Source organism: Fervidibacillus halotolerans, assembly GCF_026547205.1.
GTDB classification, from domain to species: domain Bacteria; phylum Bacillota; class Bacilli; order Bacillales; family Caldibacillaceae; genus Fervidibacillus; species Fervidibacillus halotolerans.
The window spans coordinates 2,319,598-2,335,830 of record NZ_CP106877.1; the positions used below are offsets into that span (position 1 = coordinate 2,319,598).

The 16,233-nt window shown below is 39.0% G+C and carries 9 protein-coding genes; 2 read left to right on the top strand and 7 right to left on the bottom strand.

The genetic code is table 11. From position 1 onward, the window contains the following. The first annotated feature begins 70 nt into the window (after window positions 1–70). A complete protein-coding gene (locus OE105_RS11000; RefSeq protein ID WP_275420224.1) occupies window positions 71–1,912 on the top strand; it encodes a bifunctional metallophosphatase/5'-nucleotidase in 1,842 nt (613 codons plus the stop codon). A 101-nt stretch (window positions 1,913–2,013) separates the two neighbouring features. Here the strand turns inward: OE105_RS11000 and OE105_RS11005 are convergent, their stop codons facing one another. The 4 genes from OE105_RS11005 to OE105_RS11020 form a co-directional block, all read right to left on the bottom strand. Further along, a complete protein-coding gene (locus tag OE105_RS11005; RefSeq protein ID WP_275420225.1) occupies window positions 2,014–3,636 on the bottom strand; it encodes a glycoside hydrolase family 38 C-terminal domain-containing protein in 1,623 nt (540 codons plus the stop codon). Window positions 3,637–3,683: 47 nt separating this feature from the next. Then, the gene (locus OE105_RS11010; protein WP_275420226.1) at window positions 3,684–4,619 is read right to left on the bottom strand and encodes a glycoside hydrolase family 38 N-terminal domain-containing protein; all 936 of its coding nucleotides are present in this window, start codon (window positions 4,617–4,619) and stop codon (window positions 3,684–3,686) included. 189 nt (window positions 4,620–4,808) lie between these two features. After that, window positions 4,809–6,791, bottom strand: a complete 1,983-nt coding sequence (mngA, locus tag OE105_RS11015) for a PTS 2-O-a-mannosyl-D-glycerate transporter subunit IIABC (RefSeq protein WP_275420227.1) — start codon at window positions 6,789–6,791, stop codon at window positions 4,809–4,811. A gap of 163 nt (window positions 6,792–6,954) precedes the next feature. Next, window positions 6,955–7,683 carry a MurR/RpiR family transcriptional regulator gene (locus tag OE105_RS11020; RefSeq protein WP_275420228.1) on the bottom strand — a complete coding sequence of 243 codons (729 nt, stop codon included), beginning with the start codon at window positions 7,681–7,683 and terminating at the stop codon, window positions 6,955–6,957. Between the two features lie 62 nt (window positions 7,684–7,745). Here OE105_RS11020 and OE105_RS11025 point away from each other — a divergent pair, with 62 nt between their 5' ends. Further along, window positions 7,746–8,906, top strand: coding sequence for a glycerate kinase family protein (locus OE105_RS11025; RefSeq protein ID WP_275420229.1), 1,161 nt, complete (start codon window positions 7,746–7,748; stop codon window positions 8,904–8,906). Window positions 8,907–9,131: 225 nt separating this feature from the next. On the opposite strand, the gene OE105_RS11030 is transcribed toward OE105_RS11025, so the two are convergent. The 3 genes from OE105_RS11030 to OE105_RS11040 form a co-directional block, all read right to left on the bottom strand. Beyond that, window positions 9,132–10,427, bottom strand: a complete 1,296-nt coding sequence (locus OE105_RS11030; RefSeq protein ID WP_275420230.1) for a TIGR02679 family protein — start codon at window positions 10,425–10,427, stop codon at window positions 9,132–9,134. Window positions 10,428–10,811: 384 nt separating this feature from the next. Further along, window positions 10,812–14,918 carry a TIGR02680 family protein gene (locus tag OE105_RS11035; RefSeq protein WP_275420231.1) on the bottom strand — a complete coding sequence of 1,369 codons (4,107 nt, stop codon included), beginning with the start codon at window positions 14,916–14,918 and terminating at the stop codon, window positions 10,812–10,814. Between the two features lie 3 nt (window positions 14,919–14,921). Next, the gene (locus OE105_RS11040) at window positions 14,922–16,082 is read right to left on the bottom strand and encodes a TIGR02678 family protein (RefSeq protein ID WP_275420232.1); all 1,161 of its coding nucleotides are present in this window, start codon (window positions 16,080–16,082) and stop codon (window positions 14,922–14,924) included. Between the last annotated feature and the right edge of the window lie 151 nt (window positions 16,083–16,233).

Consider the following 16,233-nt stretch of genomic DNA (forward strand, 5'->3'; position numbering starts at 1 on the left):
TTAGATATTGAACTTATTTTTCACACTCAACACGCAATAATAAAAAACGCATATGGGAGGAGAAGGAAACGTGAAATTTTTGAAAAATCGTTTACTCATCGCTGTATCATTACTTGTATTATTAGTGAATTATTCCTTACCTTTTGGACAAGTATCTTTCGCAGCAGAAACCGATGGTAATACATTTGATTTAACCATCATGCATGTAAACGATACTCACGCTCATGTTGAACAGTTCCCCTTTCTTAGTACCGCAGTGGAACAAATTCGTGCTGAAAAACCGAACAATTTGTTGTTGCACGCTGGAGATGTTTTTTCCGGAACGCTCTATTTTACCGTGCATAAAGGTTTAGCTGATGTTGATTTTATGAATAAAATTGGTTTTGATGCGATGGTATTTGGAAACCATGAATTCGACAAAGATTCAGAAACGCTTGGTAATTTCGTAAATAAAGCCGAATTCCCACTTGTTGGGGCCAACATCGATTTTACAGGCGATTCGATTTTAGGAAAATATGTGGAGTCAACAATTGGTCAACCAGGGGAAGGCGGTAAAATTTACCCTGCAATTGTAAAAGAAGTAGATGGAGAGTCCATTGGTATTATCGGATTGATTACGGAAGAAACACCTTCGATTTCTAGCCCTGGGGAAAATATTCTCTTCCATAATGCCATTGAAAAAGCGACTCAAACAGTGAAACAACTGGAAGAAATGGGAATCGACAAAATCATTGCATTGACTCACTTAGGATATAAAGCAGATGTGGAAGTTGCAAAAGCTGTGGATGGAATCGATGTGATCGTCGGTGGCCATAGTCATACAGAACTTCCTGAAGGTACATTGATTGAAAAAGATGAACCAACCGTTATCGTGCAAACAGGAGATAATTTAAACAACTTAGGTGTATTAGATGTCACCTTTGATGAAAACGGTGTCGTTACTGAATATTCTACAGCGTTACTTGCTTTAGAAGAGAAAAGTGATGAAAACCCAGAAGGCTACGACGCTGACGAAGAACTTAGTGATTTGGTTAAATTATATTATAAAGATGTAGAATCATTACAAAAACAAGTTGTCGGTGAAACAACCGTTGTGCTAGACGGAGAAAGAGCCAATGTACGTACGAAGGAAACAAATCTTGGAAATTTAATTGCAGACGGCATGGTTTGGAATATGCAACAAATTAAGCCGGAAGTCACGATTGCCTTGCAAAATGGTGGAGGAATCCGTGCTTCGGTTGATAAAGGAGAAATCACATTAGGTGAAGTTCTTACGGTTATGCCTTTTGGAAACATGCTCGTATATATGGAACTAACCGGTGATGAAATTTGGCAAACTCTTGAACATAGTGTAAGTAAATATCCAGAAACCAATGGAGGATTTTTACACGTATCCGGTTTAAAATTCACCTTCGATCCAGAAAAACCTGCTGGGGAACGAATTGTATCGATCGATGTGAAAAATACGGAAGGAAAATACGAACCGATTAATAAAGAAGCTACGTATTATGTTGCTACAAACTCCTTTACAGCTAAAGGTGGCGATGGATACGATGTATTGGCAAAGGCAACGGAAGAAGGTCGCATGGTAAACGTTGATATGCCAGATTATGAAGTATTCACTGCTTACCTAAACCATCTTGGAGGAACGGTTTCTCCATCCGTTGAAGGTCGAATCGTTGCACTCGGTGTCGATGATCAACCAGCAGATGATACGGAAGAACCTGCTGATCAAAACGACTCAGAAAAACCTGGTGACTCATCCGATGACCAAACATCCAGTGAAGATGAAGGAAAAACATTACCAAACACTGCAACGGATCATGGTAACATCCTATTTATTGGTCTATCTCTAATTGTTGTCGGTTTCGTCGTATTCCTTTATTATAGAAAGCAAAGAAAATTTATTTAAGATAAAGTGATAAAATAAGCGCCCAAGCTAAAACTCTTGGGCGCTTTTTATAATTGTGGGTCAAGGTTCCGGTTCTTTTGTCCCACTTCTTTTGTCCCGCTTTATTTCAATTGAACGGTTTTGACTTCGTTCGGTTTTATGAAAAGGGTGAAGGTTCCTTGTTCCACATCTAATGAGTGAAGATAGGTTTCGTTTAAATTCACCTCACTCGCTTGTTGGGCACCTTTCATCTTAACATTCACACCTTGTTCGCTCGGATTATAAAGACGTAGTACAAGGGCGTCTTCTTTTTCCGCCTTTTTCAACGTGCTTATGACTCCAACCGTTTCACCGATTTCCTCCAATAAACTAAAGTTAGCTGGTGTATGAATTCCGGATGGGTTTAGTTTCATCGCATCATACGGTATTTTGTTATATGTTTCAATCTTTGTTGTATATTCTTTTCCAATACGGGCTATTTTAACACCATCAAAGGTTCCCGCATACGTGGTAATGGCAAAATCCAATTCCAATTTTCCAATCATTTGGGAATCAGGAGTCGGTAATTTTATTCCAGACGGTCTTCCCGGTCGACGAATCAGTTCTTCTTTTCCAAGAACACCAATAGATCGGAACAAAGTAATGGCAATCGTATCGAATTTGTCACCGACGATTTCATATTCACGGGTACTGTTTGTTAGAACAAATACTCCACGATTATCGTTTGCTAATCCGACGAATGAAAGCATCGGATATATTGCATCCGGACGTTCTGACCATCCTTCTTTTTCCCAAACTCCCATCGCTTCATCAAAAACTCCCCGCTTAATCAATCCAAATTGATTATCAGCAAATGAAACCCTCGATGCAATTTTCGTTGGAACCAATACTCTTAACCGATGATCCTTCGCATAGTTTTCAATTTCTGCATGAATATGAAGAATCGGTTTCGATTTTGCAACGGTAATATGCCATTTTACATCAACTGAACAATCCGTTTCGCCATTTTTTCGTGCTTCAAGATCAGATGGAACCGGTAAACATAAGGATATCGTAATTTCGCCTCCGTATTTATTTTGGCGAACGATCGATTTTGCTTCAACATCATGGCTATAAATCAATTTTTCACCAAGTAACGGGGAATAATCATACTCATCACCATCATCTCCCCCATTTTCTAAAAGAAGAACTTGGTCAAATAGCTCATTCGTCTGCTTATCAAAAATTTTCAACGTACCGTTTTTGTTGACGGAAATCGAATAAAAATCCGTTTCAATTGTGTTCACTTCTTTGAACGAATGATCCATTGAATTTTCACCTTCTAAAATAAAATACGTCTTGTAACCCATTGCTGGAATCGTATCTTTCAATTGAACGGTGTATTTGTAAAATGGATCATAGTTCCCGTAATGAACGATTTGTCGATCGATTAAACCGGGATCGATAACTTCTTTTTCCAACACTTCAAAATCGATTCGGTTCCCAGTTTCGTCTTCCAATTGGAAAGAACTTAATTTCGTAATAATCGTTGCAGTAAAGACTTCGTTTCGTTTGTAAGGTAATAAATTAAATGCAGTTAACCGATCTTCTGTGCGATCCGTTTGAATGGCGTCAGTAATTTTTCGTTTGTAAAATTCGATGAGCTGGTCGGTTTTTTCCTCTGCGATGAAAAGTCGGTTTCTGATTTCCCGATGCACTTTATCCGAACAGCAACAGCCGATACTGTCGTGGGCATGATTTTTCATAATTTCCTTCCAAATGAGTTCAATCAACCCGTGATGATATTCAAAGCCTAACCGATACCAATGGAGGCAAGGGGTTCTAAAATATTCGTAATTTTATTTTCAACCCGTGTATTCGCAGCTTTAATATCCATACGGGTCAAGTAAATACTCCGATGGACGCGCATATATTTTCCGTCTAAAAATTCACCTTGAATCGTATGGAGTGATTGATTTTTTTCAATTTCTTCAAATAGATTTTCATATTTGCTCAGGAAAAAATTTCGATCAGGGTACAGTTTTTTCAATTTCTCTATAATCGTAAAGATATTTTTTTGTATCGGCATTTGGTCGTGTCCATTAGGCAGTAAAATATGGTCGGAAGTCGCACCTTTATCTAACACGGACAAATATTTATCCATTCGCTTTTTTAGCTCTTCTTCATTTTCCGGCAAATACTTTCCAATTGCGTAACCAAGTGGTAATAATTGAACAAGCACTTTTGATCCGTCATCACTTTTCCAATAAAACTCTGTTCGATCGGTTCCGTGACGTTCCGATGCCCCCCTCCAAAACATCGCCCGTTTTATGCCGAATCCATTTAAAATCATCGGCATTTGCGCAGATTGCCCAAAGGAGTCTGGCAAATAACCAATCATCATCGGTTCCCCGTATTGTTTACTATCTTTTATTCCATAGAGTAAATTCCGCACGATCGACTCTGCTCCGACGACCATTTCATCCGTTTGCGTGTACCACGGACCGATAATGAGTTTTCCTTGTTGAATGAGCTTTTTTACTCGATCTTTATTTTCCGGTTTCACAGCGAAATAGTCTTCTAAAATAGAGGTTTGTCCATCTAATACATAGTATGGGTAGTCGGGATTGTTTTCGAGCATGTCCATAATTTCTTCCATATTGTTAACGAGTAAAATTCGTGATTCTTCTGTTGAGAAGTACCATTCCCGATCCCAATGCATGTGTGGTACAATATGCACATTCTTCATTTTATTCACTCCCGTAATTCTCTTTGATGTCATTGGTGGGTCGGGGTTCCGGTTCCTTAGGCCCAGCTTCTGCCGGGTGGGTCGAGGTTCCTGGGTCGAGGTTCCGGTTCCTTTGACCCATTCTGACCCACTCCGTTACTTTGATCCATGGCCGTTTCCATAATTTGGTGGGTCAAAGTCCCCGTCCCTTTAACCCACTTGAGGTTCCGGTTCCTTTGGCCCACTCGTTTCCTTTGGCCCACTCTGACCCACTCCGTTACTTTGATCCATGGCCATTTCCATAATTTGGTGGGTCAAAGTTCCCGTCCCTTTAACCCACTCACCAATTAATGCTGCACCAAGCCAAATGAGTCCAGCTAATAAAATCGGTTGACCGTCAAGTAAACCTAATGAGAAAATACCCGCTCCAGGTACACTTAACTCAATTCCGTAATAAGCAACTATTGCCCCCGTTACCATTGAACCGATAATGAAAGAAGATAATACACGTAACGGGTCACTAATAGCAAACGGGATCGCTCCCTCTGTAATTCCTGCTAAACCGAGTAACCATGTTTGTTTACCGATTTCTTTTTCTTCTTTATTAAATAATTCTTTTCCTAAAACTGTCGCCCCCGTTACAGAAAAGGCTGAGACCATCTTTACGGATGCGAATGTGGCATAGGGGACAAAATTTCCATTCGCCATCGATGCAATACAAAACGCATAGGCTGCCTTATTGACCGGTCCCCCTAAATCCGTCGAAACCATTGCACCGATTACTGCTCCTAAAATTAATGCATTCGATGTCCCGGATAAACCGTCTAACCAATTCGTTAAACTCACATTTATCCACGCTAATGGTTCACCAACAATAAGTAACATTATCGAACCTACTACAAGGGTACCGACAACCGGATAAATCCAGAAACTGACAAATCCAGCAAACGTCCCTTTTGGTTGAACCGTTTTCTTTAACCACTTCATAAAATAACCAGCAAGTAAACCACCCAACATCCCGCCTAAAAATCCACTTCCAATTAAGTTCGCCGCCAAACCTGCTGCAAAACCAGGTCCTAAAGCAGGTTTATCTGCAATGGAGTAGGCCATGTATGCTGCTAATACTGGTACCATTAACTGACCGAGTAGTCCTCCGCCTAGTTGTCGTAAATACCAAAGCCACGATCCTTCACTTTGATAAAGATCTTGAAGTCCAAAGGCTTGTGCAATAAATACGGCAGCGGTTAGCGTCATTCCACCAGCAATAATGATGGGGATCATATACGAAATTCCGGTTAATAGTGAATCCTTCATTTCTATCTGCCATGTTTTTTTACCCGAATCTTCCATCCCTTCACCATTCGATGTGGATTTGTACTCCCCTTTCGATTCGGTTTCTGATAACTTAACAGCTTTTTCAATTAACGATTTTGCATTTTTTAAAGGGGTGGCAACCGTTGTTTTTACTTTAGGCAAATGGCTAAATCGTTCTTCATCTTTAATGGCCACATCATTTGCAAAAATAACCGCATCTGCCATTTTCAATCGTTCTGCCGAATGCCGATCTTCAATCCCGTTTGCCCCTTGTTTTTCAACGAATACTTTCACACCGAGTTCATTCCCAGCCTTTACAAGGGCCTCCGCTGCCATGTACGTGTGAGCAATTCCAGCAGGACAAGCAGTAACAGCTAAAATCGTTTTATTTAATTTCATTTCATTGGACGTAACCTTTACCTCGTCTGCATCCAAATTGTTAAAAAGTTCCATCCGATCTTTCGAAGAAATAAGCCGTTGTTTATATGTTTCATCCGTCAATCTAGTGACAAGTTCAGACAACACATTCAAATGGGTACTTCCGCTTTCTGATTCTGGAATTGCAAGTAAAAAAATAAGTTTCACTTGATTATTCGGATCAATACTTTCCCAATCCGTAATCGGCTGTTTTACAGTGGCTACAGCAAAACTTGCTTCCTTTACAACATTTGATTTTCCGTGGGGAATGGCTAATCCGCCTTCAAATCCTGTTGGAGATAATTTTTCTCTATCCAAAACCGCTTGGAAAAACGATTTTTCAGAAGTCACTTTCCCATTTTCATATAACTTGTTTACTAAAAAAGAAATCGCTTCATTTTTTGATTTAAAGTTTTCATCAACAAAAACTAAGTCAGGTGAAGTTAATGACTTTAATTCCATTCGAATCCCCTTCCCTATAAGCGTTTTCATTTATTACCTGCCTTGTAAATGGGTTCATTATTCGCTCATATCTTAACAAAAAAAAAGAAGAAGAACGGATTCTTCTTATTTTTAAACAAAAAAATTAGAGTTATATTTTTTTCCTGTGTATTTTTTCACTTAATCAATAAGTTGTCCAAATAATTTGAGATAATGCATATAGGACAACCATTATAGGACTTGGATCTGTAATATTGTATCCATTCATTTCCTTTCTAGGTGCATAACAATATAATGGGATATCTGCCATTTGCTGGAGGGGATTGCGAATAAAGTGGGTTAAAGAAATGATTTGTACACCTCTTTTTTTCGCTTCTTCTGCTATTTCCAGCACAAGGGGGGTTTTTCCCGATAAACTAATGCAAAAAAGTACATCCTTTGGACCCATTTTTTTTAAATAATAGAGGGTTTCATGCCGATGGACCGAAAAATAGGAAGGTTGATCGATAACTTGTAAATTTCTTTTTAACTGGTAACAAAAGTCTACATTATCACCGACTGCAAAAAGGAGGACGTGTTTCGCTTCTTTCATTAGTTTTGCTGCATTTGAAAGAAGTTCATGATCAATGAGTTCAAAGGTTTTTTGTATGTAGGAAAAAGAACTGCTTTGGACAACCTGTTGATCATTTTCCAATTCATTTTTCAAACTATTTTTCAAATGGGAAAATCCATCATAACCGAGTTTTTTTGCCAGTCGCATAATTGTATTTGGAACCGTATACAACTGATTTGCCAACGTTTGAATCGGCAGTGTAGTTATTTCCTTTTTATGATTCAATATATATTCAATAATTTGGTCATCTGTATCATTCAATTTATACTCGTATTTTTGAACCCGTTCATGAAATTGCATTTTCAACACCCCTCTCTTATTATAACAGTGAATTTGGATCGTTAAAATTGGAGGTTTTTCATATGGACATTTTAGTCGCTTTAGATTCTTTGAAAGGGAGCATCTCTTCAAAACATGCAAATGAAGTAGTGAAAGAAGGATTACTGCTTGCAGATCCCGATTTTCGGGTACACACAGTGCCAATTGCCGATGGAGGAGAAGGTACGGTAGAAGCCCTCGTTGAAGGAATAAATGGGGTTTATAAACAAGTGGAAGTTACGGGGCCCCTCGGAGAGAAGGTACAAGCCCGATACGGTATTTTAGGAGATGGAAAAACAGCTGTGATCGAAATTGCTGAAGCGTGCGGATTTCCACTGGTTCCAAAACAAAAACGAAATCCTCTGTACACAACGTCTTACGGAGTCGGGGAAATGATTCTGGATGCCGCTAAAAATGGTTGTAATGAATTTATAATCGGTTTAGGTGGAAGTGCTACAAATGATGCGGGAATCGGAATGCTACAAGCGTTAGGATTTCAGTTTTATGATGAACAGGGAATCGAAGTTGGTCAAGGGGGACAGTCCCTCTCGAAGGTTGCTCATATAAATGATCGAAACGTTTTTCAAATAGTAAAGGAAGGCTCTTTTCTTGTTGCCTGTGATGTGAATAACCCACTTTATGGAGAAAATGGAGCAGCATATGTATTTGGTCCGCAGAAAGGGGCGGATGTAAAAATAGTAAAACGACTCGATACCGGTTTACGACATTTTGCCAAAATCGTTTTGGACCAATTTCATCTTAATCTCCAATCGATTCCTGGAGCTGGTGCCGCTGGTGGATTAGGTGCAGCATTTGCCGGATTTTTACAAGCAAAACTCGTTCCAGGTGTGGAGTTAATTTTTCATCAAATTCGTTTGGAAAAAACGGTTAGTAAAATGGATTTGATCATTACTGGAGAAGGGAAATTGGACAATCAAACCAATTTTGGGAAAGCCCCTGCAGGCATTGCAAAACTGGCGAAACGATTTGGCGTTCCCGTTGTTGCAATAGCAGGTGATGTTCGAAAAGCAGACCAACGTTTACACGAACAAGGAATCGACGCCTATTTTTCGATCATCCCTGGCCCTATGGATTTGGAGAAAGCGATGGAACCATGTACCACAAAAGAAAATTTAAAAAGAACCGGAGAACAAATCGGACGAATCATTCGTTTACTTCATGGGTCAAGGGGACAGGTACTTTGACCCGGGGACTGGAACCTCAAAGTGGGCCAGGGGAACCGAAGTGGGTCAAGGGGACAGGAACCTTGAACCATGGACAGGAACCTCAACTCAGGGGAGCAAATCAAAAAAGTGGGCCAGGGGAACCGGAACCTTGACCCACCATTTTCTGGGAGTGGGTCAAAAGAACCGGAACCTCGACCCACCCTGGGAGTGGGTCAAAAGAACCGGAACCCCGACCCACCCCCTTTATTTGTGGGTGTAATTTTCTATGCTTTTTTTTAATTCATTGACAAAAGACTCTTGGTAACAGGCTTTCTTTTGTTCTTTCAACACATCCCTCAATTCAAACAACTCTGAATTTCGTATAGAATCCAGTTTCGATAAGCGATCGGCAATATCCTCTTCTGAAAGATAGTTTAAATACGTTTGTTTTTCCATTTTCCAAAGGATGACTTTATCTTTGTAACGGGTTTTCATTCGATCTGCAATTAATAGACCCTCTGGATCCATGTCACCTGAATAAAAGATAGTTGCACCGGATTGAACAATGAGATCTAACAATCGCCATCCGGCCATTCTTACTTGACCATGAGTACAAACGATTGGGACTTTAGGAAGTGCATCCATCATCATAGATGCAACACCTGAATTTTCCACTACCCAAACAGTATTTCCATGTATAGGCCAAATTTTATCTACCTTCATTAATTCCTTCATCGGAACGTTCATAACGGTTCTGCTCTCACAAGCTGCTTTCCAGACCGGATGGACCTCCTCTGTTGATGCCAGTAATTGTTGACAAGTGACGAAATTCCAAAGATCGTCGCGAAAAATACCGTATTCTGCCAATAAATCATTTAATTCTTCCACTGTTTTTGGCATCGTCATCCGATTGTTACCTTTTCGAAGCTGATCGACAAATAACATATGGTGCAATAGTTTTCCTGCCGTTCTTTGACTATCAAAATAATGGGGATTCCCCGAAACTCGTTCAGAAAAGAAAGGTAATCGTTCAAACTCCCCTTGTTTTGGAAGATAAGTGAACGCGCGGTATGCCATAATGATTTTTTCATACAAATCTTCATCATTTTGCTTGTATAGGGACCAAATCCACCGCGTATCTGGACTTTTTTCAGCAAGCCTTTGTAACCACCAATGTGCACCTGGAATCTCTTCCAAAAGGGATTGAATAAACGCTTCTTCCCTTTCGTGTTCTAATCGACGTTCTTCTTTTTTGGAGATGATTTTTTCACCGAGTACTTTTTCCATAATGTCGAGCAATGTATATTCTGAAAAGCTAGTTTTCGCTAATTCCTTTTCAAAGGCTTGTAAGGATACGGTACCTTTTTGAGAAAGTTTTGCCTTCGATATGCCATAAAATCCAGCGATGGCCTCCAGTTCATCATCGGCAAATCCTTTTAAAGAAACAGATCCACCGACTCGTCCCAAAGAACGATATTTTTCTTTAAACAAGGCGAATAATTTCATAAACCCTGGTTCTTCCAGAAATACTTGGAGTTTATGATCAATTTTTCTGTCCATTAGTTCTTTCTTCCCTTTCATATTAAACAGATCTTTCCACTTTTTCTCCAACCCCATCATCATTTGCTAAAATCAAATAACACGACGATGACAAAAACCCTACTTGTTCCCATTTTTTACAATCATTATTTATATTTTCGTAAATCCGCCTCATCCCTTCAGTTTCAAACAACATACTAGATTCTCTGCATGTTTTTATTTCGTACTTCGCTCCTATTTTCTCCGCTAAATGAAATATTCGGAACATCTATCTTTCATTCCCAATACGAACGACTACTTACCCCCCTTGAACAACACGACGATTTTCAAATCTCATGCTTATTTTTATTTCGTACAATTCGTACACAACCCGTATTTCTACTATCATCTGGTTTTCAAACAACATTACGACTCGCTGAATATTTCTTCGTCAAATGTATCCTCAATTCTCGTTCGTTTTTTTCCATCCCAGTGGTAACGAATAACGGTGACGTAATCGGCATTTTTCGGTCGAATCAATTCGCAAATGGATAAACTACTAATAGTATCATAATCCCCCCAGAGACTTTGGGAATTCATTATATAATCGAATCCAAGTGTTTCCACGACTTCAAACATATCTCGAATATTGTTTTCGTCTACCCCGGCAAAAGCCTCATCAAGGGAAATAATATATGGTGCACTCTCAGCTGCCTCTTTATATCTAGAATAAGCTGCTGTAAATAAAGGAATGTACATGGCCATCGCCTTTTCACCGCCACTAAAGCGATAAAAGGCATTATTTGTCAACTCTCTTTTTGGTTCCCCGGCCCTTTTGTAATATAAAATAAAAGTAAACCATTTCCGATAATCCAATACTTCCTTCAGCACTTGATGGAGCGTATTTCCTTCATTCCGTAACTCAATCAGTTCCTTTGCCTTGGCAATTCTCGATCGGAAATGTTTCGTGATTTTTTCCAAATCCTCTTCACTCAAAAATTTGCTATTCCGTTGTAAAAGTTGAACGAGATCCTTTGTATCCAATTCATCCTCCGAATCGGCAGTCAATGGTTTCCATGCGATTGAAAAAGTTAATCCTGATGAAGTATCCCGTTCCTTCATAATTTGATCCATCTGTTTTACCCATAATTCTGCCCGCTGAATCCGGGTGCGTAAAATTTTTCCAACAGTGTTTAAAATAATATCTTCATATAATTGTCGATCTTGTTCGTCTAATAGATTTCGCTCTTTCTCCAATTCTTCTTCAAGTTGATTTGCGACAAAATAGGGACTGACCCTCATACCAAAATAATCGAGCTCAATTAATTTCCTGCCTTTACTATTTTTCCATTCGGCAATAAGCGGTTCGTATTGTACGCCAAAATCTTCTCGGAACCAATCGGGTGTTTCCACCTCTTCCATATATTCAACCATTCGATATTCGGTTAAATAATCTTGTTCACTGTAATACGATTTTGTCAAAAGTTCCAAAATCTTCGCCTTCTCATATTTCGTATATTCTTTTTCAAAGGCTTCATACAACGTTTTCGGATTATCGATTTCCACATCGAAAAAGTTCCGTTCCTTTTCTTTTTCAACTAACAATCGCCAAGCATCGGTCATATTTTCCCAAAAACGAAAATCCGTACGTGCTTCCTCTAATTTTTCCTGAACGCGTTCTTGTTTCGATTTTTGTCTAGGAATAGTTTTGTGAATTTGTTCTAACTGCTCAACCGCCTCTTTCAATTCGGTCAATACTTGCTGAATACGAGTTCGTACTTCATCGATTCCTTTCATTTGCAATTGTCTTTCAATGGATTTGACTTCCTCTTTCAAATAATAAATTTCACTTGTTTTAACATTTTGTTCTCCTTTGTTTTTATCCAAATCTTCTTCCAATTCTTTAATCCGTTCGAGAATCGAATCCAACTGACTTTCGATGGACACAATTTGAACCGCTACATTTCTTAGCTCGTATAGTCGATCCAAATACATATTTGCCGCTTCATATGCTTTTGTAATCGGTTCTTTTTCCAAAACGATATTCAAGTGGCGGCCCATCTCTTTTAACGCTTTTTTCTCAGAAGACCAATTAGCATGAACTTTTTTCCATTCGTCATCAATTTCAGAAAGTTTGTTTTGAGCGAGTTCGATTTCCTGTTTTTTATGAGATATTTGCCGATAAAGATCTTGTAAAAAATCATCCTTTGGTAAATCCTGTTTCCATTGTCCAATCTCGTTTAATTCCGACTGAAGCTCGCTAATAATCTCTTCCAGTTGAGCCAATTCCTTTTCCAATTCAGCAATTTTTTCTGACCAAATACGAATTTGTTCTTGCTGATGTCGTTTTCGAGAGCTGCGTCCGATAAACTTCGCAGGTCCGTCAAAGGGTGCATGTCCAACAAGACAACCGATGGAATACGTACCGTCCACATCGATATGGAATCCTGTTTCATCTCGATCGAGGGGAATGCTCCGGAGCACTTCATCGACTTTGGCACTGGAGATAGAACTATTTTCATCCAAATCTGGCATTAAATAATCAGCTAACGTATATCCGAGTAGTTTCGGTTCTGGAATAAAAACCGCGTCTTCTTCAGGTGTAACATCCGTATCGGTAATTAGACTATCTAAAATACCGACCCGTTTCAAAGTAGATTCGATGCGTTCCCGTTCATCTTCCGTTACGTGATCCCGAAATTCGACGGCAGCATAAAAGGGTAAAAAGTTTGTTCCTTCTTCTTGCAATTTTGTTCGGAATCGTTCCGTACCTTCACTCCTTTCCGGATCCAACATCTTTTGCGATTTAATCCGCTGAAGTTCTTCTTCTGCTTCTTCAATTTCCCGTTTCTTTTCTTCCATTTTCCGTTCGGTCGCATCCAATTCTCCTTTTACATTACCTTCGTAAGTAAGGATGGCTTTATACAGTCGTTCCCGAACTTCTTCAAATCGGGTTTCTTCGTATAAGCCTTGGATTAAACGGGAAAGATGCTGTATTTCCGTATGTGCAAATTCCAATTTTGGATGGTCTTCAATCCATTGGAAAATTACGGTTTCTAACTTTTGATGTTCCTCTTCAAACCATTGTTCCAAATGATCCTTTTCCTTTTGTAATTCGTCGACGACAAATTTTTGTTTCGATGATTTTCGTTGCAATTCAATATGTCTTTCATGAAGTTGTTCGATGCGTTCCACACGTCTTCCCATTTCATTTAAAAGTTTTTGATGTTCCTTCGCCTCTTTGATCCATATTGTGAAATCGAAATCGGTAAGCGCTGTTCTGTGGAAACTTTCTTCATTGATTTCGTGCTGAGAGAATGCTGCCAGTTGTCCTTCATCTGCCAACTCATCTAATAAATTTTCTTTCCTTTTTGTTAAGTGAAGTAAGGATGATTCTTTTTCTTGTCGTTCATTCCAAGCTTTTCGAAGTTTTTCATTCAATTCATCCTGTTTCTTTTCCAACTGGAGAATATATTCTTGCTGACGGTTGATTTCCCTTTGTTTATCCTCTTTTCTTTTCTCCAAAGACCATACTTCATGATTTGATAAATTTTCCTTTTCCTGTTCGATGAAGGATTTTTTTTGCTCCCAACGGATCTGTTCGTTTTCTAGTTGCTCAATTTCCAATTGCAAATCAGATGCTTGCTTTTCTAAATGGCGGACATTTTCTTCGGCGGCTTTCTTTTTTTCTTCCGCTTGCCACCATTGTTTCGCCCTTTCACCAAATATAAATTTGTTATAAGAATCATATACTTTTTTCAACCGTTGAACAGATGCGTATTCTCTTTCCAATTGCTCCAACTGCTGTCTCGTCTGATCCATGTTATCTATCGTATCGGACAAATGGCGCAATTCATCATCGGTTAAAGGTGGAAGGGCACTTTCCAATATCTCATAAATAACGGTCGGTCTAAAATCTTTAGATAACTTTGGGCTTCGCAGTTGAATCAATAATTTAATTAAATCATCGAAGGCTTCCAATGAGGAAAATCCGAAAATATATTTGTTGACCAGTTCCATATATTCCTTTTGCGTGTGGACGACAAATCCTCCTGCCCCAATGCGATTTTCCAATTCTTTGGCTGAGAGGGGAATTTTTTCACCAAACTGTTTTTGATATAATGAAAAATCAATCCCGATCCGACGGTTATCCTTAATTATAAAATACCAAGACTTCAATCCTTTATTTCGTTTCGCTTGCATACCAATTCCAGTCGTCATGTACTGATTAGTCGCTTCCTTTTTATATTCGATGAATAAATAGCCAGTCCGTTCATCTCGATCGACGACTTCTTTTTCTCCGATTAAATAATCTTCCATTCGCCTAGCCCGAGAACCGAATGGGTCGAGCCGATCCGGTGTCTTTTTTCCATCTAGCAAAATGGGGATAAAACTTTGCATCGTTACCGATTTTCCTGAACCGTTCGCACCCCTTAACAACATTTTTCCTTCTGAAAAAGGGAGAATTTCATCATCGTAATACCAAAAATTGAATAATCCTGCCCGATTTGGAACCCATTTCGCATTTTTCATCGCTTATTTCCCACCTTTTAAAAAATCTTCCGGATAAGTACCAGCCAAAACACCCATCAACGGTTTGATTTTGATTAGTGATGTTTCATCATCCACTTCAGCCATCATCCAATCTTGTAACATGTTTAAAACTTCGATTCGGACGTTGTTCATCGTGTTTTCTCGTAAATACTTCGTCCAACCAGCTCCAAAAGAGTCACGCAATTCCTCGAGAATTTGGTTCAATTCCCCTTCCGTCAATACGATTTCTCCGTTTTCTTGAGGTTTGAACTGTTCTTTATGATCGTGTAAATATTTCGATAGTTGTAAAATAACATCCGTTTGCCCTTTCGCATCCGGAAATACAGTTTGATATTGTTTCGGTTCCGAATTGGAAAGAAAAGCGGTGTTTTTATATACGTGAAGGTGATACGGACTATGGCTTTGAATATCTTCTGTTAACCGATTACGGAAATTACGTATATATAGGAAGTCGGGATCTTGGTTGTCTAATCGTTGCACACCAGGTGAGAAAAACAATTTTCGATATACCCTTTTCCGTCTTTCATCTTCTTGCATCAATTTCCAATCTTCCTTTACTAGGTCTTCCCAACTTGTAAAGGTAGAAAAATCATCGGGATATGAACGCATAAAATACCGGCTGTAAACCGTTGCTTCGTATAGCACTTCTTGTTGTTCGTCCCGCTCGTATTTCGATAAATCTCCATCAATTTGTTTGATAAGATGAAATTCTATTAATATTTTAATCGCCCGAATCAAAGATTTTCGATGAATGTATAATGTCCAATCTAATTCGTCTTCACCGGGATAGTTCGCTTGGATTTCTTGACTTAGTTCTGAAAGCAAAAACTGTTCGTCAGCGGATTTCCCTTCTAAAAAAGCCAGCGCTGTGCAGAAAATCGCATAGTCCATCGGTTCTTGAAATTCTTGTATTCCCATCCATCCCTCAGGCTCCACCGGAATTTTTTCTAATTTGATAAAATGTTGATGGATGATAAGTTTTAACCCAAATTTATCGGAAATATATCTGCGTAATACTTTCTCCCGTTCCCGAATAAGTCTGTACCATTCCGGATGCTCACTCCGTAAAATCCAGTAATGATTGAATAATAAGTCCAATCCTTGAATGGCTTTCTCGTCAAAATGAAAGGATACATCCGCCATTGGAATCCTCCTCTTTGTGATGCTAAGTTTTTTCGTACGTATCTATATTTTGAAGTTTGCGGATCGTCTGTTTTCCCATTTCCAATGCCCGTTTTGTTTTTCAATGTGATCGTCGATTAGTTTTTTCGATAAATCAAATTCATTTACCGTT